General features: G+C 72.2%; 19 protein-coding genes and 1 other RNA gene. 10 read left to right on the forward strand and 10 right to left on the reverse strand.

Annotated elements, in window-relative coordinates:
* Complete coding sequence (locus ACTWPP_RS09695; protein ID WP_443103811.1) at positions 1 to 561, reverse strand: PH domain-containing protein; 561 nt, start codon at positions 559 to 561, stop codon at positions 1 to 3.
* A gap of 258 nt (positions 562 to 819) precedes the next feature.
* Here ACTWPP_RS09695 and ACTWPP_RS09700 point away from each other — a divergent pair, with 258 nt between their 5' ends.
* Both ACTWPP_RS09700 and ACTWPP_RS09705 read left to right on the forward strand, forming a co-directional pair.
* Complete coding sequence (locus tag ACTWPP_RS09700; RefSeq protein WP_443103812.1) at positions 820 to 1827, forward strand: ATP-binding cassette domain-containing protein; 1008 nt, start codon at positions 820 to 822, stop codon at positions 1825 to 1827.
* Positions 1824 to 2633: an ABC transporter permease gene (locus ACTWPP_RS09705; RefSeq protein ID WP_443103813.1), complete on the forward strand. Its 810-nt coding sequence runs from the start codon at positions 1824 to 1826 to the stop codon at positions 2631 to 2633. Before ACTWPP_RS09700 ends, ACTWPP_RS09705 begins: the two co-directional genes overlap by 4 nt.
* A gap of 81 nt (positions 2634 to 2714) precedes the next feature.
* Here the strand turns inward: ACTWPP_RS09705 and ACTWPP_RS09710 are convergent, their stop codons facing one another.
* Positions 2715 to 4100 (reverse strand): NAD(P)/FAD-dependent oxidoreductase, encoded by a 1386-nt coding sequence (locus ACTWPP_RS09710; protein WP_443103814.1) that lies wholly within the window; start codon positions 4098 to 4100, stop codon positions 2715 to 2717.
* A 375-nt stretch (positions 4101 to 4475) separates the two neighbouring features.
* Between ACTWPP_RS09710 and ACTWPP_RS09715 the strand changes: the two genes are divergently transcribed.
* From ACTWPP_RS09715 to ACTWPP_RS09725, 3 genes are all read left to right on the forward strand, one after another.
* Positions 4476 to 5054 carry a YbhB/YbcL family Raf kinase inhibitor-like protein gene (locus ACTWPP_RS09715; RefSeq protein ID WP_443103815.1) on the forward strand — a complete coding sequence of 193 codons (579 nt, stop codon included), beginning with the start codon at positions 4476 to 4478 and terminating at the stop codon, positions 5052 to 5054.
* A 264-nt stretch (positions 5055 to 5318) separates the two neighbouring features.
* Positions 5319 to 7151, forward strand: coding sequence for a hypothetical protein (locus ACTWPP_RS09720; RefSeq protein WP_443103816.1), 1833 nt, complete (start codon positions 5319 to 5321; stop codon positions 7149 to 7151).
* A 236-nt stretch (positions 7152 to 7387) separates the two neighbouring features.
* Complete coding sequence (locus tag ACTWPP_RS09725; RefSeq protein WP_443103817.1) at positions 7388 to 9619, forward strand: SulP family inorganic anion transporter; 2232 nt, start codon at positions 7388 to 7390, stop codon at positions 9617 to 9619.
* 57 nt (positions 9620 to 9676) lie between these two features.
* Here ACTWPP_RS09725 and ACTWPP_RS09730 read toward each other — a convergent pair whose 3' ends face one another.
* The 7 genes from ACTWPP_RS09730 to ACTWPP_RS09760 all read right to left on the reverse strand — a co-directional run bounded on the left by ACTWPP_RS09730 (position 9677) and on the right by ACTWPP_RS09760 (position 15014).
* Positions 9677 to 9877 carry a hypothetical protein gene (locus ACTWPP_RS09730; RefSeq protein WP_443103818.1) on the reverse strand — a complete coding sequence of 67 codons (201 nt, stop codon included), beginning with the start codon at positions 9875 to 9877 and terminating at the stop codon, positions 9677 to 9679.
* Between the two features lie 211 nt (positions 9878 to 10088).
* Entirely contained in the window at positions 10089 to 10307 is a 219-nt protein-coding gene (locus ACTWPP_RS09735; RefSeq protein ID WP_443103819.1) for a hypothetical protein, read from the reverse strand.
* 134 nt (positions 10308 to 10441) lie between these two features.
* Positions 10442 to 10838, reverse strand: an RNA gene (gene rnpB / locus ACTWPP_RS09740) — RNase P RNA component class A.
* A gap of 42 nt (positions 10839 to 10880) precedes the next feature.
* Positions 10881 to 12224, reverse strand: a complete 1344-nt coding sequence (locus ACTWPP_RS09745; RefSeq protein ID WP_443103820.1) for a TrpB-like pyridoxal phosphate-dependent enzyme — start codon at positions 12222 to 12224, stop codon at positions 10881 to 10883.
* 74 nt (positions 12225 to 12298) lie between these two features.
* On the reverse strand, positions 12299 to 13456 hold the full coding sequence (locus tag ACTWPP_RS09750; protein WP_443103821.1) for a bifunctional RNase H/acid phosphatase: 1158 nt from the start codon (positions 13454 to 13456) through the stop codon (positions 12299 to 12301).
* On the reverse strand, positions 13453 to 14196 hold the full coding sequence (locus tag ACTWPP_RS09755) for a zinc ribbon domain-containing protein (protein ID WP_443103822.1): 744 nt from the start codon (positions 14194 to 14196) through the stop codon (positions 13453 to 13455). Before ACTWPP_RS09755 ends, ACTWPP_RS09750 begins: the two co-directional genes overlap by 4 nt.
* Positions 14193 to 15014: a Nif3-like dinuclear metal center hexameric protein gene (locus tag ACTWPP_RS09760; RefSeq protein WP_443103823.1), complete on the reverse strand. Its 822-nt coding sequence runs from the start codon at positions 15012 to 15014 to the stop codon at positions 14193 to 14195. The genes ACTWPP_RS09755 and ACTWPP_RS09760 overlap by 4 nt, the downstream gene beginning before the upstream one ends.
* A gap of 126 nt (positions 15015 to 15140) precedes the next feature.
* Between ACTWPP_RS09760 and ACTWPP_RS09765 the strand changes: the two genes are divergently transcribed.
* The 4 genes from ACTWPP_RS09765 to ACTWPP_RS09780 all read left to right on the forward strand — a co-directional run bounded on the left by ACTWPP_RS09765 (position 15141) and on the right by ACTWPP_RS09780 (position 18166).
* Positions 15141 to 15692, forward strand: coding sequence for a pyridoxamine 5'-phosphate oxidase family protein (locus ACTWPP_RS09765; protein ID WP_443103824.1), 552 nt, complete (start codon positions 15141 to 15143; stop codon positions 15690 to 15692).
* Positions 15693 to 15736: 44 nt separating this feature from the next.
* On the forward strand, positions 15737 to 16081 hold the full coding sequence (locus tag ACTWPP_RS09770) for a DUF6191 domain-containing protein (protein WP_443103825.1): 345 nt from the start codon (positions 15737 to 15739) through the stop codon (positions 16079 to 16081).
* Positions 16082 to 16133: 52 nt separating this feature from the next.
* A complete protein-coding gene (locus ACTWPP_RS09775; protein ID WP_443103826.1) occupies positions 16134 to 16532 on the forward strand; it encodes a hypothetical protein in 399 nt (132 codons plus the stop codon).
* An 869-nt stretch (positions 16533 to 17401) separates the two neighbouring features.
* Positions 17402 to 18166 (forward strand): M48 family metalloprotease, encoded by a 765-nt coding sequence (locus ACTWPP_RS09780; protein ID WP_443103827.1) that lies wholly within the window; start codon positions 17402 to 17404, stop codon positions 18164 to 18166.
* Positions 18167 to 18170: 4 nt separating this feature from the next.
* Here the strand turns inward: ACTWPP_RS09780 and ACTWPP_RS09785 are convergent, their stop codons facing one another.
* Positions 18171 to 20318 (reverse strand): hypothetical protein, encoded by a 2148-nt coding sequence (locus tag ACTWPP_RS09785; protein WP_443103828.1) that lies wholly within the window; start codon positions 20316 to 20318, stop codon positions 18171 to 18173.
* Positions 20319 to 20576: 258 nt separating this feature from the next.
* On the opposite strand from ACTWPP_RS09785, the gene ACTWPP_RS09790 reads away from it, so the two are divergent.
* Positions 20577 to 21152: an exonuclease gene (locus ACTWPP_RS09790; protein ID WP_443103829.1), complete on the forward strand. Its 576-nt coding sequence runs from the start codon at positions 20577 to 20579 to the stop codon at positions 21150 to 21152.
* Positions 21153 to 21161 lie beyond the last annotated feature (9 nt).

A 21161-nucleotide genomic window follows, 5' to 3' on the forward strand; every position in this document is an offset into this window, starting at 1 on the left:
TCACGTCGCGTCGTCACGCAGATCGTGGGCACGGTGGGCGAGGTCCTCGGCCAGACGGGTCGCGACGTCAACGGGAAGACCGGAGACCTCGGAGGACCCGGTGTGGGAGGCCGTGTTGACCTCGATGGTGGCGAGGCCGAGCATCCGTTCGATCCAGCCCTGCTCGGTGTCGACGGTCTGGATGCGGCCGACGGGCACCAGCAGCCATTCGCGGCTGAACCAGCCCGTCCGGGTGTAGACGACGTCGGCGCTGACCTCCCAGCGGTGGACGCGGTAACGCCAGACCGGCGCGACGGTCACCATCAGCAGGCCCGCGGCGCCGACGATGTAGGGCAGCCAGCCGATCCGGCCCGACAGCCATCCGGGCATGCCGTCCCAGCCGGCGTCGCCCGCCCAGGCCGCCACGCCCAGGGCGAGCCCGAACGCCAGGCCCCACAGCAGCAGGTACTCGATCGCCCAGTGCGCGATCGCGCGGGCCGACACCCTGTGTTCGGGCGGCCGCAGCCGCGGCGGGTGCGGCCCCCCGCCGTCCTTCTGGTGACTGCGCCGCACCGACGTCACACGGTGAGTTTAGAACGCCGGAGGCGCCCTCCTGTTGTTTCGTCCGCCGCGAACCGCCGGAGCCGGGGGCACGAACTCGGGGGCGTCGGCGTTTTGTCAGTGGCACATGCGATGTTGAGCACGCGTACTACGTCGCCGACAGCGCTTTGCCAGGGCGGCGGAAAACTGGATGCAGACCACCCCGGACACCGCATATTTTGGCAAGTCCGCCTCGATCGGGGCGGAGACGTCCGGTGAACGAGAGTCCTAGGAGATCACATGACGTACGCCATCCAGGCCGATGGCCTGGAGAAGCGGTTCGGTGAAACCCAGGCGCTGGCCGGCGTCTCCGTCACCGCCGAACCGGGAACGGTCCTGGGGGTGCTGGGCCCGAACGGCGCCGGCAAGACCACCATGACCCGGATCCTCGCCACGCTGATCGAGCCGACCGGCGGCAGCGCCCGGGTCGGCGGGTTCGACGTGGTCAGGGACGCGCACAAGGTGCGGCAGATGATCGGCCTGACCGGCCAGTACGCCGGTGTGGACGAGATGCTCACCGGCACCGAGAACCTCATCCTGATCGGCCGGCTGCTCGGCATGTCGCGGCGGGCGTCCAGAGCGCGCGCCGCCGAGCTGCTGGAGCGTTTCCAGCTCACCGACGCCGCCGAGCGCGCGGCCAAGACGTACTCGGGCGGGATGCGCCGCCGCCTCGACCTCGCGGCGAGCCTGGTGGGACGGCCGCAGATCCTGTTCCTGGACGAGCCGACGACGGGCCTCGACCCGCGCAGCCGCAACGGCCTGTGGGACATCGTGCGCGGCCTGACCGACGACGGCGTCACCGTGCTGCTCACCACGCAGTACCTGGAGGAGGCCGACCAGCTCGCCGACGACATCGTCGTCATCGACCGCGGCAAGATCATCGCGCACGGCACGTCCGACGTCCTCAAGGCGCAGGTCGGCGGCCAGGTGCTGGAGGTCCGGCCCGTCGACGCGGCCGACGCCGACACCGTGGCGAAGATCGTCGGCGAGCTGGCCGAGGCCGTCCCGGAGACCCACGACGGCCTGGTCAGCGCACCGATCACCGACCCGCAGCTGATGCCCGGCGTCGTCCGCCGCCTCGACGAGGCCGGCATCACCATCGGCGAGCTGTCGCTGCGCAAGTCGAGCCTGGACGAGGTGTTCTTCGCCCTCACCGGCCACCACACCGACGACATCGAAGCCGAGGCCGACGAACTGGCCCAGTCCGCCGAGAAGCAGGCGGCAGACAAGGAAGGGGCGTCCGCATGACCACCGCGACGTTCGCGCCGCAGGACCTCTCCAAGCGGATCGCGCCCGGTACCGCCATGCGAAACACGGCCACGCTGGCCTGGCGCAACCTCATCCAGATCAAGCACAACCCGATGGAGCTGCTGGACCTTTCCATCCAGCCCATCATGTTCGTGCTGCTGTTCGCGTACGTGTTCGGCCCCGCGATGTCGGGCAGCGTCGAGAACTATCTGCCCGTCGTCATCCCCGGAATCATCGCGCAGAACGCGCTGTTCGCCGGGATGAGCACCGGTTTCGGCCTCAACACCGACATCACCAAGGGCGTCTTCGACCGGTTCCGGAGCCTGCCGATCGCGCGCAGCGCCCCGCTCGCCGGGCGGATCATCGCCGACACCGCCAAGCAGGGGTGGTCGATGATGATCCTGCTCCTCGTCGGGTTCGCCATCGGCTTCCGGATCGAGACGAACGTCCTCGCGCTGTTCACCGCGTTCGTCCTCCTGCTCGCCTTCGCCGTCCTGTTCTCCTGGACGTCGGTCTACATCGCGATGAAGGTGAACGAGCCGGAGAAGGTGCAGATCTTCGGCTTCGTGGTGATCTTCCCGCTGAGCTTCCTGAGCACCGCGTTCATCCCCTCGACCGCGGGCATCCCCGGGCCGGTGGCCGCGGTGATGGACAACAGTCCGGTGACGCACCTGGTGGAGGCGATGCGCGGCCTGCTGGTCGGCGGGCCCGTCCTCGATCACGCCTTGATCGCGCTGGCGTGGGGCGTCGGCATCTCCCTGGTCTTCGCCCCGCTTTCCCTTCGCGCCTTCAAGAAGCGCGCGTAGTCGCTCTCCACGTCCGAGAGCGGAACGCCCCGGCGGTCGCGGGACCGCCGGGGCGTTCGGCTGTGCGGGCGGTGTCGCCGCTCAGGCGGCGTTCTCTGTCTCCTTCTCCTTGGCCTTGGCCTTCGCGCGGGCGTCGTCGAGGGCGGCCAGTTCGAAGTCGGCGCGCGGCTGCTCGACGGTGGCGAGGGAAACGGTCTCGCGCTTGAGGAACAGGGCGAGCGTCCAGTCCGCCACGACGCGCAGCTTGCGGTTGAAGGTGGGGACCTTCGCGCCGTGGTAGCTGCGGTGCATGAACCAGGCCGGCCAGCCCTTGACCTTGAACCCGTAGGTCTGGGCGACGCCCTTGTGCAGGCCGAGCCCGGCGACCGCTCCGATGTTGGCGTGGACGTAGGGCTTGAGGGTCTTGCCGCGCAGCGACCGGACGATGTTGTCGCCGAGCAGCTTGGCCTGGCGGACGGCGTGCTGCGCGTTCGGCGGGCAGTACTCGCCCTCCTGGGTCAGGTCCGGGATGGCGGCGTTGTCGCCGGCGGTGAACGCCCGCACCAGGCCCTCGATGGTCAGGTACTCGGTGCCCTTGACGCGGCCCTTCTCGTCTACGGGCAGGTCGCCGTGCCGGACGACGGGCGCGGCCTTCACGCCCGCGTTCCACACCAGCGTCCCGGCCTGGAAGCCGCTCCCGTCCGACAGCTCGATCTGCCCGTCCACGGCGGACCGCAGCAGCGTGTTCATCTTGACGTCGATGCCGCGTCCGCGGAGCTGCTCGGCGGTCCACTTGCCCATGTCGGGGCCGACCTCGGGCAGGATGCGGCCGGCGGCCTCGACCAGCATGAACCGCAGGTCCTGCGGGGTGACCTTGCGCATGTACTTGGTGGCGGCGCGGGTCATGTCCTCGAGTTCGGCGACCGCCTCGACGCCGGCGAACCCGCCGCCGACGAACACGAAGGTGAGCGCCTTGCGGCGCAGTTCGACGTCGTCGGTGGACTCGGCGATCTCCAGTTGCTCCAGGACGTGGTTGCGCAGGTGGATGGCCTCGCCGACGGTCTTGAGGCTGATGCCGTTCTCGGCGAGCCCGGGGATCGGCAGCAGCCGGGGCACGGCGCCGGCGGCCATCACGAGGTAGTCGTAGGGGATCCGTTCCGGCGGCCCGGCCAGCGGCTGGACGATGGCCCAGCCCTCGTCGTGGTTCAGCTCGGTCACCCGCGCCTTGCGCACGGTGCACTTGGGCAGCACGCGGCGGAGCGGGACGACGACGTGCCGCGGGGAGATGTTCCCGGCGGCGGCCTCGGGAAGGAACGGCTGGTACGTCATGTACGAGTTGGGGTCAACGACGGTGACCTTGACCTCGCCCCGCTTGAGCTCGCGTCTGAGCTTCTTCTGCAGGCGAAGGGCGGTGTACATGCCCACATAGCCGCCACCCACGATGAGGATGTGGGGAGCGCCAGGGGTCACCTCGGCGGTCCTGGCCATTGCGGCCTCCAATGTCACGGTCGGCTTGTGAAGACATTCACAAACTATCCGATGGAACGTGCCCGGCACCAATCGATAACCACGAAAGAACGTGAGAACTTCCGGTCCTGGCAAAGGAGAGCGTGATCAGAGCTGTGAAACACGCCACTCCTTGCCAAAATTTCGGATGGAACGGGGCAAAGCACGCATGACCAAGGTCACAGCCTCCGCTTCGGGAGGGCCGCCACCGGCGGGACGAAAGGCCCGTTCCAGTCCCGGCGAAGCCCTATCGTTGGGGCCAACGAGGAAGGGGGCGCCGGCGGGCGGGATGCGCGCTGGCCGGGATGACGGCGATCCGGCGGCGCGCGGCGTACGATCTCGCCCGGGAGCGAATCGATGATGAGCAGAGACCGGCGTCCGATCCTGGCCGCGGCGGGCGCCCTCGCGCTCGCCGGGTCCCTGAGCGGCTGCGGGCTGATCGGCCAGCCTGAGACCAAGAGCGCCGAACTGTCGGAGTGGTTCACCGTGACCAGCCCGGTCTTCCGAGATGGGCAGGACTTGCCCCCGCGGTACGGCTGCAGGACGTACCCTGGCGGACAGGGAAAGACCCCGCCGCTCCGGTGGTCGGGCACACCGAACGGGACCAGGTCGTTCGCGATCGTCATGGACGACCCGGACGCGTCCGGCGGCGCCTACGTCCACTGGGTGATCGCGGGCATCGACGGGACGGTGAACGAACTCGTCGAGGGAGCCCGGCTGGACAGGACCGTCGAAGGGTTGACCACAGGCAAGAAGGCGGAGTACGCGCCGCCGTGCCCGCCTGAGGGAGAACGGCACCGGTACCGGTTCACCATCTACGCACTGGACCATCCGGCACCGTTCGAGGACGGCGCCGCACTGAAGGACTCGCTGCCCGCCATCGCCGAGCACACGGTGGGACGGGGCAGGATCACCGGGAACTTCGGCGGCAAGTAGGCGCGTTGACCGTGAAGCCTCAAGAGCACACGGTCAGGGCGGACCCCACCGGGGGGCTGGAGCCGACAGGGGTGTACCGATGGGTGCGATTGGCCGATCGGCACGCGCCGTGCGAGGGTAAATGTGCGCGAAGGGTGTGACAACGGTCATAGCGGTCGGTCAGAATCGGGCTAAGCCCGGACAGCATCGGCCGCCTGCGACAATCGGGACGGACCCGTGGTCCGCGCCGGCGACTCTCACCGGGCCAAGGCATTGGGTGGTGGCATGACTTCTTACATCGTGGTCTTCGGCCTCATTGTGGTCGTGGTCCTGGTGGTCGTCCTCGTGGCCCTGGGCCTGCGGGCCAGCAGGGCGGGACGCGACGACGACGACTGGATGGACGACGAGCCGCAGCAGCCGCGTGGCCGCAGGGGAGTCCCGCCGCACGAGGAGATGGGCGGCCAGGACGACTACGGCTACAACGACGGCTATGACGGCGCCTACGACGGCGGTTACGACCGGCACGGCGCGCCCGATCCCGCCCATGACCGCCGGGTCGCCGGCGGCCCGCTCGCCGCTCCCACCGCCGCCCCGTCCCCGCCGCCCCCCGCCCCCAGCGGCCCGGCGTCGGACGAGATGGAGGACGACGACTACTGGGCGACGATCACCTTCGACAAGCCCAAGTTCCCCTGGCAGCACGACCACGACAACGAGCGTCCGGACGTCGACCTCGCCGCCGACCCGCTGAACACGCAGCCACCCGCCGAGCAGCAGCCGGTCGAGCAGCCGGGCCTGACCCAGCCGAGCCTGACCCAGCCGGTCTCCATGGGCGCCGACGTCTCGGCCCTCAACGGAATGGGCGGCCAGGGCGGCGGAACCGGTCCCCAGCAGATGCCGGCGCCGGGAGGGTTCCAGGGCGGCTCCCCGTTCGCCGGCCACGACCCCGCCTCGACGTCACTCGACCCCATCCCCGCCGACCTCGCGGGCCACGGCATGCCGGGCGGCGCCCCGCAGCCGGGTTACGGCGCGCCCGACCATCAGGTCTACGGCGGGCAGGAGCCGCAGCCCGCCTACGGGGCCGCGGACTACGGTCCCGGCGAGCCGTCCTACGGCGGCCAGGACCAGGGCCAGGGGTACGGCGACCAGCCCCAGTACGGCTCCCCCGAGCCGTCCTACGGCGACTACGGCTCCGACCCGCTGGGCGGCCGCCCGGCCTCCGGACCGCCTCCCGGCGGCCGCCAGGACGGCTACGAGATGCCGCACGGGCCCGGCGGGCCCCGCGGCGGCGACCCCCGCGTGTCCGACCCGCTCGGGCTGCCCCTCGGCCGCCCCGACGAGCACTCCGGCCCGCCCGCTCCCCCGGCGCCCGCCGCACCCGCGGCACCCGCGGCGCAGAGCGGCTCCGGCGGGGGATCCGACACCGACGGACACAAGCTCCCGACCGTGGACGAACTGCTCCAGCGCATCCAGTCGGACCGGCAGCGGTCGGCGAGCCCGGCGCCCTCGTCCGACGCGGGCGGCTCCTACGGCGGCGGCTCCCTGAACGACCCGCTGGGCGACCCGCTCAGCACCGGCTCGTTCGGCACCACCGGCGGCACGGGCAACACCGGCAACACCGGCCCGTGGCCGTCCGGCGGCCAGTCCGGCGGATACGACTCCGGGCTCGGCTCCGGCGCCCCGTCGGGCCCCCCGCCCGGGTACGACCCGGGGATCGGCGCTCCGTCCGGCTACGGGCAGGGCCAGCAGAACGACGGCTACCCGACGGCCCCCGCCTACGGCGAATCGCCGCGCTACGACGACCCGCTCAACGGCGGCCGTGAGCCCTTCGGCGGCTTCGGCGGCGCGGAGGGCGCTCCCGGCGGCGGCGCGGGCAACGGCGGGGTCTACGGCGACTTCAGCGGCAGCAGCTACAACGGCGGCGCCGACCCGCTCGCCGCGCCCCCCGACCCGGGCGCGCAGGGCGGCTACCAGGACCCGAACGCCACCCAGGCGTACGGCGGGGGTTACTACGGCGGCCAGCAGCAGGGCGGCTACCCCCAGGGCGGCGGCCAGCCGAACGACAACGGCCCGTACGGCTCCCGCCAGCCGGCCGACGACTGGGAGAACTACCGGCGCTGACGATCCCGGGACGGTACGCCGCGCCGCCCCGCACGCCGAGCCACGAACGAGGGCCGCCGATTCCGATCCGGCGGCCCTCATTCACGCACCCGCCACATCCCGCCACCCCACCACCGCGCCACCGGCGGCTCTTCGGACGCTCGCCCGCGGACACGCCCACGCTGTGTCGTGGGTGAAGCCGGGGGAACCCTGGTTATATACACAGAGTGACTTCAAAGCCACCGAATGTGTCCATTGTGCGGCGGGATGTCCTCTCGTCGTTCGTCGTGTTCCTCGTCGCGATCCCCCTGTCGCTGGGCATCGCGGTCGCCTCCGGGGCGCCGGTCGCCGCCGGGCTGATCGCCGCCGTCGTCGGCGGGATCGTCGCGGGCCTGCTCGGCGGATCACCGCTCCAGGTCAGCGGTCCCGCGGCCGGGCTCACCGTGATCGTCGCCGAGCTCGTGCAGACCTACGGCTGGCGTGCCACCTGCACGATCACGCTGCTCGGCGGGCTGCTGCAGATCGCCCTCGGCGCCAGCCGGGTCGCGCGGACCGCGCTCGCCGTCTCCCCCGCCGTGGTGCACGGGATGCTCGCGGGCGTCGGCGTCGTCCTCGTGCTGGCGCAGGTGCACGTGGTGCTCGGCGGCAGCCCGCAGCAGTCGGCGATCGACAACCTGCGCGAGCTGCCCGGCCAGCTCGTGAACCCGCACACCCATCCGGCGCTGCTCGGCGCGCTGACGCTCCTGGTGCTGCTGGGCTGGTCCCGGCTGCCGAGGACCGGCCCGCTGCGCCTGGTGCCCGGCCCGCTGCCCGCCATCGCCATCGCCACCCTGACCGCCTGGTCGCTCGGCTGGGACGCGCGGCGCGTCGAGCTTCCGGAGACCCTGCTCGGCGGATGGGACGCCCCCGTCCTGCCGCACGGCTCGCCGGCCGGCGTCGTCGGCGCGGTCGTCTCCGTCGCGCTCGTGGCGGCCGTCGAGTCGCTGCTGTGCAGCGTGGCCATCGACCGGCGGCGGCCCGCCGGCGTCCCGCGCGCCGACCTCGACCGGGATCTGCTCGGCCAGGGGGCGGGCAACGCGGTGTCGGGATTCCTCGGCGGGCTGCCGATCGCGGGCGTGATCGTCCGCAGCACGGCCAACGTGGAGGCCGGTGCCCGGTCCCGGGCGTCCACCGTCCTGCACGGCGTGTGGGTGCTCGTCCTGGCGCTGTCGTGCGGGCCGGCGATCGAGCAGGTTCCGCTGCCGGCCCTCGCGGCGCTGCTGGTCGTGCTGGGTGTCCGGCTCATCGACATCGCCCGCATCCGTGACCTTCGTCACCACCGTGAGGCGCCCGCCTACTTCGGCACCCTCGTCGGCGTGGTCGTCCTCGGGCTCGGAGAGGGCGTGCTCCTCGGCATCGGGATCATGGCGGTACTGGCGCTGCGGCGGCTGACCCGGCTGTCGGTCCGCGCCGAGCAGCTCGTCCCCGAGCCGGACGACGGCCCCGTCCCGATCCGCACCCACGTGGTCGTGGAGGGCACGCTGACCTTCCTCGGCGTCCCGAAGGTGACGCGGCTCCTGCAGGACGTCCCGGCCGGTTCCAGCGTCGACCTCGACCTCAACGTCGACTTCATGGACCATGCCGCGTTCGACGCCATCCACCAGTGGCGGCTGGCGCATGAGCGCCAAGGGGGGAGGGTCGACATCGACGAGGTTCACGAGGCTTGGTATGAAAGAGCGGTGACAGGCGATATGTCCCCGCCGCGTAAAACGCCTCCCACTGCTCGCTGGTGGGCTCCATGGGCGAATCGCCGGCGGCGGTCCGAGGAGGAGCTCGACGCGCCCGAGGTGTCCCCGGCCGCCGTGCTGCTTGCCGGCGTCCGCGAGTACCACGGCCGCACCGCCCGGCTGGTACGGCCGATCATGGCCGAGCTGGCGATGGAGCAGAAACCCCAGCACCTGTTCATCACGTGCGTCGACTCGCGCATCGTGCCCAACATCATCACCGCCAGCGGGCCCGGCGACCTGTTCATCAACCGCAACGTGGGCGCCCTCGTCCCGCGCCACGGCTCCCGCACCCGCGACGACTCGGTCGCCGCCACCGTCGAGTACGCCACCAACGTCCTCGACATCCGGACGATCACGGTCTGCGGCCACTCCAACTGCGGCGCGATGGCCGCGCTCCTCGCCGGGGGCACCGAGGTCGAGCATCTGGCCGGGCTGTCCCGGTGGCTCAAGCACGGCAACCACAGCCTCGCCCGCTTCCTCGCCACCGACCCGTCCGGCGAGGACGAGCCGCCCCTCACCCGCCTCTGCAAGATCAACGTGATGCAGCAGCTCGACAACCTGCTCACCTACCCGTGGCTCCGGGAGCGGGTCGAGTCCGGCGAGATCGAGCTGGTGGGCCTCTACCTGGACCTGCAGTCCGCCAACGTGGAGATCCTCGACCGGACCAAGGGAGTCTTCACGCCCGTCCCGGACGAGGCCCCGCGGCCCCGGACCGTCGGCTGAACCGAGCGTGGGCCGTCCCCCCGCCAGGACGGCCCACGCGCCGGTGTGACTCCGCCGTCAGCGGCTCACGAGTTCGTCCTCGCGCCGCGCGTAGTCCCGCACGTACATCCCCGTCACCCGGCGCGCCCGCCGCGCGCGCCGGTCGGACGCCGGAAGGAACAGCGCGTCGCACCGGCTGGCGCGCGAGAAGTCCCACAGGTAGGCCAGGGATCCCAGCGCCCCGGCGAGGACGAGGGTCACGAACATGATGGTGATCATCAGCGCTCCTCTCCACGGGGCCCAGCACCCGGCCCCGCCGCCGACGCCCGATCGAGGCGATCGGCTCTTACCTGGACAGTAAGCGCCTTGTTTCATCCTCTCTGTGTCGTGTGACCCGAACCGTGTGAGTTGCATGGCACTCCATCGGCGATCGAGGAAGTCCGGGCCGCCGCCGACCTCCGCGCCCTCCTCACCACCGGTCAGGACGACGTCACGGCGGCGGCGAACCGCGGACGAGGTCCAGATCGGGGCTTCGAGGGGGCGGTCCGGCGGGGGTGCGGGTGCCGCCGCGCCGGCGGAGCGGGGCGCGGATCGTCATCGCCGGGTTCAGCGACGACAGCGCGTCCTGGTAGATCAACGTCGCGGACGACCGCACCGACCTCACCGTCCGCGACGACGGCACCAGCCGGCCCCACACGGCCCTGGTCAAGCCCGGCACCGCCGGCTACTCCACCATGGCCGTCCTCGCGGACGGGTCCGTCGGCACCCTCTACGAGATCGGCTCCACGGGCGGCATCGTCTTCACCCGGTACACCCTCCCCTGGTTCGAATCCTAGGGAGGGGCGGACGAGTCGGCCTGTAAGCCGGGTTCTGTGCCCGCCGCCCTGCGAGGGGCGGCGGGTGACGGCCATCCATCTCGGGCCGCCGTTGCCGGCGGCCTCCAGCGGTCTACCCGCAGGCTCGGGCGGGCCGCCCTCGGGCACCTGCGCGGGGCCTCTCGCGGGGCCCCTTCTTGACCTTGCTCCGGGTGGGGTTTACCGAGCCGCCCACGTCACCGTGGGCGCTGGTGAGCTCTTACCTCACCGTTTCACCCTTACCACCGGCGGACCGGTGGCGGTTTGCTTTCTGTGGCACTTTCCCGCGGGTCACCCCGGGTCGGCGTTACCGACCACCCTGCCCCGTGGAGCCCGGACTTTCCTCGACGGGGATCGCTCCCCGACGCGGCCGTCCGGCCGACTCGTCCGCCGTACATAGACGATAGCGGGTCGCATGTTGTTCCCGGTCACGGGAGTGTGGACATCGCCTCGTCCAGCCGGGACTGGAGAAGGGCGTGGTCCTCCATCTGCCCGGAGAGGTAGCGGTCGTAGGCGGCCATGTCGAGGTGGCCGTGGCCGCACAGGGCGGTGAGGATGACCTTGGGTTCGCCGGTCTCGGCACAGCGGCGGGCCTCCGCGACGGCGGCGGCCAGAGCGTGGGTGGGTTCGGGCGCCGGGACGATGCCCTCCGTGCGGGCGAACAGGACGCCGGCCTCGAAGCATTCACGCTGGGGCTTGGCCTCGGCTTCGAAGATGTCGAGGTCGTACATGTGGGAAAGCAGCGGGGCCATTCCGTGATAGCGGAGGCCGCCCGCGTGGATGGGGTCCGGGACGAAGTCGTGCCCGAGGGTGTGCATCTTGAGCAGCGGGGTGAACCCGGCGGTGTCGCCGAAATCGTAGGCGTAGTGGCCACGGGTGAAGGACGGGCACGCTTCGGGTTCCACGGCCCGGATGGCCGGGCTCATGCGGCCCCGCAATTTCTCGCGGAGGAACGGGAAGAACAGCCCGGCGAAGTTGGAGCCGCCGCCGGTGCAGCCGACGATCAGGTCGGGGACGTCGCCGACGAGGGCGAGCTGTTCGAGGGCCTCTTCGCCGATCACCGTCTGGTGCATGAGGACGTGGTTCAGGACGCTGCCGAGGGCGTAGCGGGTGTCGCCGGGGGCGGCGGATTCGACGGCCTCGCTGATCGCGATGCCGAGGGAGCCGGGCGAGCCGGGGTCGTCCGCGAGGATCTTCGCACCGGACGCGGTCAGCGGGGACGGGCTGGCGTGCACCTGCGCCCCGTACAGCTCCATCATCGAGCGGCGGTACGGCTTCTGGTCGTAGGAGGCGCGCACCATCCAGATCTCGCACTCCAGGGCGAACTGGGCGGAGGCGAACGCGAGGGCGCTGCCCCACTGGCCCGCACCCGTCTCGGTGGTCAGGCGGCGGACGCCCTGGCGCGCGTTGTAGTACGCCTGCGGGACGGCCGTGTTCGGCTTGTGGGAGCCGACGGGTGAGACGCCCTCGTACTTGACGTAGATGCGGGCGGGCGTGCCGAGGGCGCGTTCGAGGCGGTGCGCACGGATGAGCGGCGTCGGACGCCAGAGCCGGTAGACCTCGCGGACCTCTTCGGGGATGTCGATGAAGCGCTCGCCGGAGACCTCCTGGGCGATCAGGTCCATCGGGAACAGCGGCGCGAGGTCGTCCGGCCCGACCGGCTCGCGCGTCCCCGGGTGCAGCGGCGGGGGCGGCGGCGCGGGCAGGTCGGGGATGACGTTGTACCAGCGGCTCGGGAGCCTCGACTCGTCCAGCAGGATCTTCGTGGTCACGATCCCTCCCCAGGTCACGGCGGCCTTGCGTGGAGGGTAAGCGGCCAGGGGCCGCTACGGAAGACCGGTTGCGGTCAGGCCGGAAGATGGTGGGTGTCGTTGAAGGCGCGCAGGGTCGCGGGACCGTCGGCGTACCAGTCGATGGACGACAGGGCCGACACGTTCAGGTGCATCCGGTAGAGCGACGACATCGGTGCGCCCAGCGCGTCCCTGACCAGAAGCTTGATGGGCGTGACGTGCGAGACGACCAGCACCGTCTGCTCGCGGTGGCGGACCTTCAGCTTGTCCAGGGCCGTGCGGACGCGGCGGGACACGTGGGCGAAGCTCTCCCCGCCGGGAGGCGCGACCTCGGGGTCGGCGAGCCACGCCTTCATCTCGGCGGGCCAGCCCTTGCCGGCCTCGGCGAACGTGAGCCCCTCCCAATCGCCGAAGTCGGCCTCGCGGAAGCCGTCCTCGACGCGGACGTCCAGCCCGGTCACGGCGGCGACCTCGGCGGCCGTGTCGCGGCAGCGCGTGAGCGGCGAGGTGACGATGGCGTCCAGCCCGCGGTCCTTGAGGGCGAGCGCCGCGGCGCGTGCCTGGGCGAGGCCGTTCGCGGTGAGCGGGATGTCGCCCGTCCCGGCGAAGCGCTTCTCGGTCGACAGCGGCGTCTCGCCGTGCCGCAGCAGGACCGTCGTCATCGGGGTGGACGACGGGGGCATCGCCGAAGAAGGGGGCGGCGGCTCCGGCTCCCCCGGCGTCTCCTCGACCTTGCGGACCCAGTGCTCGCCGCGGGCGGCGGCGTCCATGGCCTCGTTGGCGAGGCGGTCGGCGTGCGCGTTGCGGTTGCGCGGAATCCAGCCGTAGGAGACCGGGCCCAGGTCCTCCGCCAGTTCCCGGGCCCGCAGCGCCAGCGGGATCATGTCCGGGTGCTTGATCTTCCAGCGTCCGGACATCTGCTCCACGACGAGCTTGGAGTCCATCCGGACCTCGACGCGGGCGGACGGGTCGATCTCGGACGCGGCGGTCAGCCCGGCGATCAGGCCCTGGTACTCCGCCACGTTGTTGGTGGCGTGCCCGATCGACTCGGCGACCTCCGCCAGGACCTCCCCGGTCAGCGCGTCGCGGACGAGGGCCCCGTACCCGGCCGGGCCGGGGTTGCCGCGCGAGCCCCCGTCCGCCTCGACGATCAGCTTCCTGCTCGCGCCCCTGTCGGGGGGCGACCCCCCGCGGCCCCCGGCGACCGCGCTCACAGGCCCGACTCCGGGGTACGGATCAGGATCCGCCGGCATTCCTCGCAGCGGATGACCTCGTCGTCGGGCGCGGCCCGGATGGTGTTCAGGACGACGGTGTTGAGCGCCAGGTGGCAGCCCTGGCAGGCGCCGCGGAACAGCTTGGCCGCGCCGACCCCGCCGAACTGGCCGCGCAGCTTCTCGTAGAGGGCGAGCAGATCGTCCGGGACGTCCTTGGCGACGGCGGTGCGCGCGGCGCTCGTCGTCCCCGACTCCTCGTCGATCTCCCGGTGGGCGGCGTCACGGCGCTCGGCCAGCGCGGCGAGCTCGTCCTGTGCGGCGGACAGGTCGGCGCGCAGCGCGGCGACCCTGCCCTCCGCCTCCTCCGACCGTTCCATGATCTCCAGCACGACCTCCTCCAGGTCGGACTGGCGGCGCTGCAGCGACTCGATCTCCACCTGCAGGCTGCTGAGGTCCTTGGCGGAGCTCACCTGCCCGGAGTCGAGCCGCTTCTGGTCGCGGTCGGCGCGGGTGCGGACCTGGTCGACGTCCTGCTCGGCCTTCTTCTGCTCCCGCTGCAGGTCGCCGGCCTCCGTCTCGGCGGCCACGATCGCGTCGCGCAGCTCGGTCAGGCGTGCCTCCAGCCGCTCGATCTCCGCCAGTTCGGGAAGCGTGCGGCGCCGGTGGGCCAGCCGGTCCAGCGAGGCGTCGAGCTCCTGCACGTCGAGCAGTCGAAGCTGGGCTTGTGGTGCGGCTTTCAATGTGCTCCTTCGTCGTGGAGGCGCCACGCGTCGGTGACGAGCGTGGACACCCGGGTCTCCAACTTGCCCGCTTCCGGTGAGGCCGCCGCCAGGCGCCGCTCGGCGTCGGCGAGCCACGGCCACTCGGTCGCCCAGTGCGCGGCGTCCACGAGGGCGGGACCGCCCTGCTCAGCGAACTCCGAAGCCGGGTGATGCCGCAGGTCGGCGGTGAGGTAGACGTCGACACCGGCGTCGCGCGCGGTGTCGAGCAGGGAGTCGCCGGCGCCCCCGCACACGGCGACGGTGCGGACGGTGCGGTCCGGGTCGCCCGCCGCCCGCACCCCCCAGGCGGTGGACGGCAGCCCGGCGGCCACCCGTCCGGTGAACTCCCGCAGAGTGACCGGCCCGTCCAGCTCCCCGATCCGGCCGAGGCCGCGGCGGGGATCGTCGGCGGCGGGGACCATCGGACGCAGCTCGCCGGTGACGCCGACCGCGCGCGCCAGCGCGTCCGACACGCCGGGATCGGCCCGGTCCGCATTGGTGTGCGCGGTGTGCAGCGCCACCCCATTGGTGATCATCCGGTGGACGAGCCGCCCCTTCGGCGTGGTCGCGGCGACCGAGTGCACCCCGCGCAGCAGCAGCGGATGGTGCGTGACCACCAGGTCGGCGTGCCACTCCAGCGCCTCGTCGATCACGGCGGCCACCGGGTCGACCGCGAACAGCACCCGGCCGACCTCCTGATCGGGGTCTCCGCAGACGAGGCCGACGGCGTCCCAGGGCTCGGCCCACGCGGGCGGATAGAGCTCCTCCAGAGCCGTGATGACATGGGATAGGCGCACGTCCCGCAGGCTACCGCGCCGAGCCGCCGCCAACGAGCCACCGAGCGTCACCGCGAGGTGCCGTCGTCTGAAACGATGTGCGGGGGACAGCAGACGAGGGGACAACCCGACCGAGGGGAGAACGCCATGTCGGCTTCCGGCGCCGCCGCGGAACCGGAGCCCGCCCAGCCCACGGCTGCCATCGAGCCCGCCGCCGGACGTCCGTACATGCCCGGCTACGGCATCGTCGGACCGGACGAGGGAAGCGGTCTGCTTCCGTGGTCCTGGGCGGTGGAGCAACTGAGGGCCGCGCGCAACTTCTGGCTGTGCACGGTCCGGCCGGACGGTCGCCCCCACGCCATGCCGGTGTGGGGAGCCTGGTCCGGTGAGGCGCTGCTGTTCAGCAGCAGCGTCCCGTCCCGCAAGATGGTGAACCTGCGGGCGAACCCGCGGGTGGTGGTGACCACCGAGGAGGCGGAGAACCCCGTGGTCGTCGAGGGGCTCGCGGAGGTCCTCACCGAACAGAAGGACCTCCAGCGGTTCATCGACCTGGTCAATTCCAAGTACGCCACCCGATATCGTGTTGACTTCCTGGACCCCGAGGTGAACGCGACCGTCGCGGTGCGGCCACAGACGGCGTTCGGGCTGCGCCAGGGAGACTTCACCGGTTCTCCCACCCGGTGGTCGTTCACGACCTGAGCGTCGCCGGGATCAATCTGGACACTCATCGCGTTGGAGAGTGTGTGAAGTCACCCTTTCGCCGCCGCAAGCGCGTCAAGGGCCGCGCCATGGGCACCCGTCCCGAGCCGGCCGAGCAGGAGATCGTCGAGTGGCCCCGCGACGGGACCGGCAAGTCGTCCCTGATGGGCGCGATCCGCGGCGACGGCGAGACCGGCGCCGGGTTCGGCGGCGGCATGTTCGAAGACCTCGCGTCCGCGTTCGAGGGTTCGAAGAAGGTCAAGGTCGAGGAGCAGGAGCGGCAGAAGATCATGCGCCAGGACGACCACGAGCAGACCGGCTCCGGCTCCTCCCGCGACGACCTGGACTCCGGCAAGATCCGCATCCGCCGCACCCCGCCCGGGGAATAATCGTGCCCGATTCCTATCGAACATAGGTTCGAAAGCGGGTTATCCTGACCGCGTGAGCACCTACGTTCCACCCGGCTGGCCCTCGCAGGTGCACCCACCGGGCACCGAGCGCTTCGAGGACACCGCCATGGCCTGGCTGCTCGAGCTCGTCCCGCCGGAGTACCGGCGCTACGGCGTCCTGCGCCGCTACCCCATCGCCCTGGCCCGGATGGCCCGCCAGCACGTCGCCGCGTCCGTCGACGCGGCCCGCGAGGGCTTCCGCACCGCCCGCGTCGATCTCGGGGACGCCGTCCCGCCGCACGGCGTGGAGGCCGTCCTGGAGACCTACCGCCGCGAAGGCGCCCGCCTGGTCGCCCTCCTCGAGGGCATCGAGCTCGTCGAGACGGCCCTGCGCGGCCTCGCCGAGCCCGACGACCCCGCCCACCGCCGTCCCTTCACTCCCAAGCTGTGACCATTCCGTTGACGCTGAGTCGCGGCGTGCGCAAGCCTTGACCTGATCCTGACGGGAGGGTTCCGGTGAGCACACCACCTGGGTGGTACCCAGATCCAGAGTGGATGGGCCGCGAACGCTACTGGGACGGACAAACCTGGACGGACCAGTCACGCCCGTACGCAACCCGCTCCCGAACCCGCCGACGCTCCGGCGGCCCGCCCGAGCCCTCCCCACCCACGCCGAGGCCCGCCCGTCCCCCGTCCCCACCGCCCGGCGCTCCGGCGCCACAAGACCCTGCACCGCAGGCACCGCCGCCCCGGCCCGCGCCTTCTCCGCCTCCGCCGCCCAGGCCACCGGAGCCGCAGCCACCCGAGGGACCACCCGAACCCGCACCCGCCCAGCCACCGCCGCTCACCGAGCGGACGCGCCCAACGCCGAACCGTGAGCCGCCACAGCCGCCGAAAGCAACGCCCCACCCCGCATCTCACCCCCCTCCGCCACCCAGGAGACCGGAGGCGCAGCGGCCGCCGCTGGCGCCGCTCCAGCCCGTGCATCCCGCGACCTCACCGCCCAGGACGACCCCGGAGCCGCATCAGCAGCCGAAGGCTCGGCCCGGAGCGGCGCCAGGTCAGGCGCCGCCGATCCGGCCGTCCCCCTCCCCCGGCGGGTGGACGCGGCCAGCGCCTTCGAGCGCGGGGGCGGCGCCGCAGGCGACGGCGCTCAGCGGTCCGCCGGGGCAGGCGCCGCTCCCCGCGGCTCAGGGCGGTCGGGCGATCCAGGGGCCGCCGGACGAGGCGGGGCGGTATCTGCCTCCGGGGCGGTCGCAGCAAGTGCCGTCCGCCGGGGCCGGGGCCGGGGCCGGGGCCGGGGTTCGGGTCGGGCTGATCGTGGGTTCCGAGGCCCTTCTCGTGGCGGCGGCCGCGTTCGGGCTGCACATGATCTGGCCTGTGTGGGGTGCGGTCGCGGTGGTCGCCGTGTGGGCGGTCCTGCTGGCGGCGCCTCTGGCCGCTCCGCGTGCCCACGGTTACCGCGATCCCGTGGACGCCGAGCGCGGCGGGCTGGAGCAGTCGTGGCGGAACGTCCAGCGGCGCGCGGGAGCCGAGGCGTACCGGCTGGTCGTCGTCGAGTCGGACGAGCTCAACGCGTGCAGGCCGTTCGGGCGGACCGTCGCGGTCACGTCCCATTCGGCGCGTACGCTGCCACCCGGACGCCTGGAGGCCGTGCTCGCCCATGAGCTGGGGCATCTGCTGGGGTGGCGGGCGGTGCCGGCGTTCGTCCACGCGCAGGTCACGTTGCCGGGCCGCGCGTTGCAGCGGGTGCTGCGCGGGTCGTGGTCCCCGATCGTCCCGATGTGGAAGCGGGCCGTCTCGTGGCACCGGCCGATCGGTTTTCTGGGGGTGTTCCTCCTGGCCGTCCTCGCCACGGTGGTCACGGTCGTGGTGGCGTTGCCCGCGGCGGTCGCCTTCGCCGTGGCGTGGGCGGCGCGCCTGCCGGGCGGGCGCGGGGAGGCCCGGGCGGACGCGGCGGCGGTGCGGCTCGGGTTCGGCGCCGAGTTGGTCGCGGCCATCGAGCATCGCATCGAGCACGCGCCCCACGAGTTGCCGATGCCGCTCGTCCGGCGGGCTCAGGGGTTGCGGCGGCGGCTCGGCTGAGCGGTCAGCCTTTGCCGCCGAAGAGCGGCGGCGGCCCCTGCCGGGGATCGTCGGGTGGGCGCGGCCCGGTCCGCCGGCCGGGCGGCGGTCCCGGTTCGGACGACAGGGGCGCCCGCGGCGGAGGCGGCGCGGGCGGCGCGGCCCACTGCGGCGGTTGCCGTGTCAGGGGGCCGGGTGAGGTCTGGGCCGGGCCGGGGACGGCCTGCGGGGGCGGGGGCGGGTCCGGGAGGGGGCCGGTGGTCACGCGGTCCAGGGTGATGATCGCGGGGTCGCATTCGACGGGGGTGACGGTGCGGCCGCCGCCGGGGGCCGGCACGACCACCAGCATGGCGTGGTCCGGGAGGTGCTGAAGGGAGACGGGTTCGACGGCGTACTCGTACACGCGCTGGGTGGTGTCGGCGTCGCTCCAGTTGGTGCCCTCGGCGTAGGAGTAGGCGGCCGACCAGTTCCGGGAGGTCGACGTGGCGGTTCCCTCGGTGTCGCTGGTATTGGTGCCGCCGCCCCGGTTGCGGCCGCGCTGGTAGGAGGTGGAACGGTCGGGGAACAGCCCGAACATCTCGCCGCCCGAGTAGCTGGTGCCCGACGAGCGGCTCGTCCCCCAGTTGCGGGACGTGCCCGTCGTGTGGCTCGTGCTGCGGGTCTCCGAGTCGCCCTCGCCCTGGGTGTCGGTGGAGGTGTGGGATTCGTTCCCGCCGACGTTCTTGGTGATCTGCGACAGGACGAAGCGGTGGTCGCGTCCGATGAAGTCGGCGGCCCGGGTGGCGTCCTCGTGGTTGCCGAGCCGCATGAACGCGACGGCGCCGCCGCCGATCATCTCCGCGGACGTCTCCCGCAGCCGCCGGAACAGCAGGGTCAGCGGGACGCCGCGCCGCTCGCACGCGTCCGACAGCCGTTCCAGGTGGCGGCGGGCCAGCTCGTCGGCGCCGGCGACGACCAGGGCGGGCGTCGAGTCGTAGGACGCGGTGACGCGGTGCGTGACCCACTGGACGATCAGGTCGGTGAGCAGCTCGGAGCGGACGTTGCGGGCCTGGCTGTCCAGCGCGATGCACGTCAGGTAGCCGACGCCGGCCTTGGACGGCTCGGTCCCGAGGTTCTCCAGCGGATGCATGTAGGACTCGATCCGCGACAGGTTGGCGTGGGCCTGGCGGCGGTACTCGACGGTGAACAGGTCGCCCGCGATGTGCCGCCGCTCTTCGCGGGTCAGCAGGTCCCCGTCGTCGGGTTCGCCCATCAGGGCGCGGAGGGCCGCCCCGATCCGGCCGAGGGTGATGTCGCCGCCGAGGGCTTCGCACACTTTGGTCAGGATGCGGTCGTCCATGCTGCGTTCCGCGCGCGCGGCGTCGGGGGTGCCTCCGTGCATGGATTCGACGATCGCGTCCACGAGGTCTTGCGGCGACATTTCGGTCAGCAGGGTGGACGACGCCTGGCGGCTGGGCAGCAGTTGCGCGTCCACCCCCATCCAGGCGGCCTGGGACAGTTCGACGAGTTCGCGGCTGACGACCTCGCGGGACAGGTCGAGCACCAGCAGCGGCTGCACGGCGAGCGTGGACGTCCCGTATGTGGTCAGCAGCGCCTCCCACGCCCACAGCGTCCCGCCGAACACGTCGAGGCGGCGACCGGGCCGCGGGGCCGCACCCCATTCGGGTAAGCCGTCGAGCCGCGCGCGCTCTGCGGCGTCGTGGGCGTGCTTACGCGCCTGCCATTGCCGCGCCTGGTCCTGGTAGCCGCTCGCGATCTGCTGCCGGGCCAGTTCGTACGCCTGCCGGGCGTGCTGCCGCTGCCGGACGGCCCACCATGTCAGCGCCGTGCCGGGTCCAGCGGCGATGACCGCGAGCAGCAGCGCTCCGATCGGGACGGCGGCGTCCCCCGCCGAGCCGCCGCCGGCGGAGCAGGCGGCGAACAGCAGCAGGAAGGCGGCGATGGCCCCGCTCACCGGGAAGGTCCGGTTCAACCGGCGTTGCGCGAGCCGTTCGGTCTCGGTGACCCGGCGGGCCAGATAGTCCGGGAGCGTCCGCTGCCGCGGCGGTGACTCCGGGAACGGCCGCAGGAACCACCAGCGGTCCCGGAACACCCATCCGAGGCGGGGTTCGGGGCTGAAGAGCCGTTCACGGCGCGACAGCAGTCCTCCATGATCGACCGGTTGGCCCATCACGACGCTGAACCCCCGTTCCGCTCGGGTGCCGACTCGATCGTCACGCCTCCGGGCGATGCGCGGCGACGCGCGAACCACCCAAGCAGATTGACAGGGAACTTGTCAGGCCCTCTGCACCGAATCGGCCTTCCCAATGGCGGGCTTGCTCAATAGCCTGACTGCCTTTGATGTCGGAGCGGGACGGGGCTGTGGAGCGGGACGGGGCCCTGAGCGGGGCGGCCGTCCGTTGCCCGCGCCGGGCCGGAGAGGACGGCGGTGATGGCGCGAATCGAGTTTTATGTCTCGGTCGATGTCGAGGCGGACGGGCCGATTCCCGGGCCGTACTCGATGCTCAGCTTCGGGATGGCCGTGTGCGGGACGTTCGACGGGACGCGTTTCACGGCGCACGACCCGTCCGAGCGGACCTTCTACGCGGAGCTGAAGCCGATCAGCGACGACTTCGACCCGAAGGCGCTGGAGGTGAGCGGGCTGGACCGCGGGCGGCTCGCACGGGAGGGCCGCGATCCGGAGGAGGCGATGCACGCGGCGGCGGCGTGGGTCAAGACGGTCGCGGACGGCGCGCTGCCGGTGCTGGTGGCGTATCCGCTGGCCTATGACTGGATGTGGCTGTACTGGTACTGGATGCGGTTCACATCGCGCTCACCTTTCGGGCATTCACGCCATCTAGATATGAAGAGTCTCTACGCGGCCAAGGCGGGAGCGATGGTTGCCGAATCGACGAAACGGCAGATGCCCGCCGCGCTGCTGTCGGGCCGTCCGCACACCCACAACGCGCTGGACGATGCCCTGGAGCAGGCCGAACTGTTCCAGAACCTGTTCCGCTGGGACGGCTGACCGTGTGGG

It is taken from the genome of Actinomadura sp. 3N407 (genome assembly GCF_052245875.1).
Classification (GTDB): domain Bacteria; phylum Actinomycetota; class Actinomycetes; order Streptosporangiales; family Streptosporangiaceae; genus Spirillospora.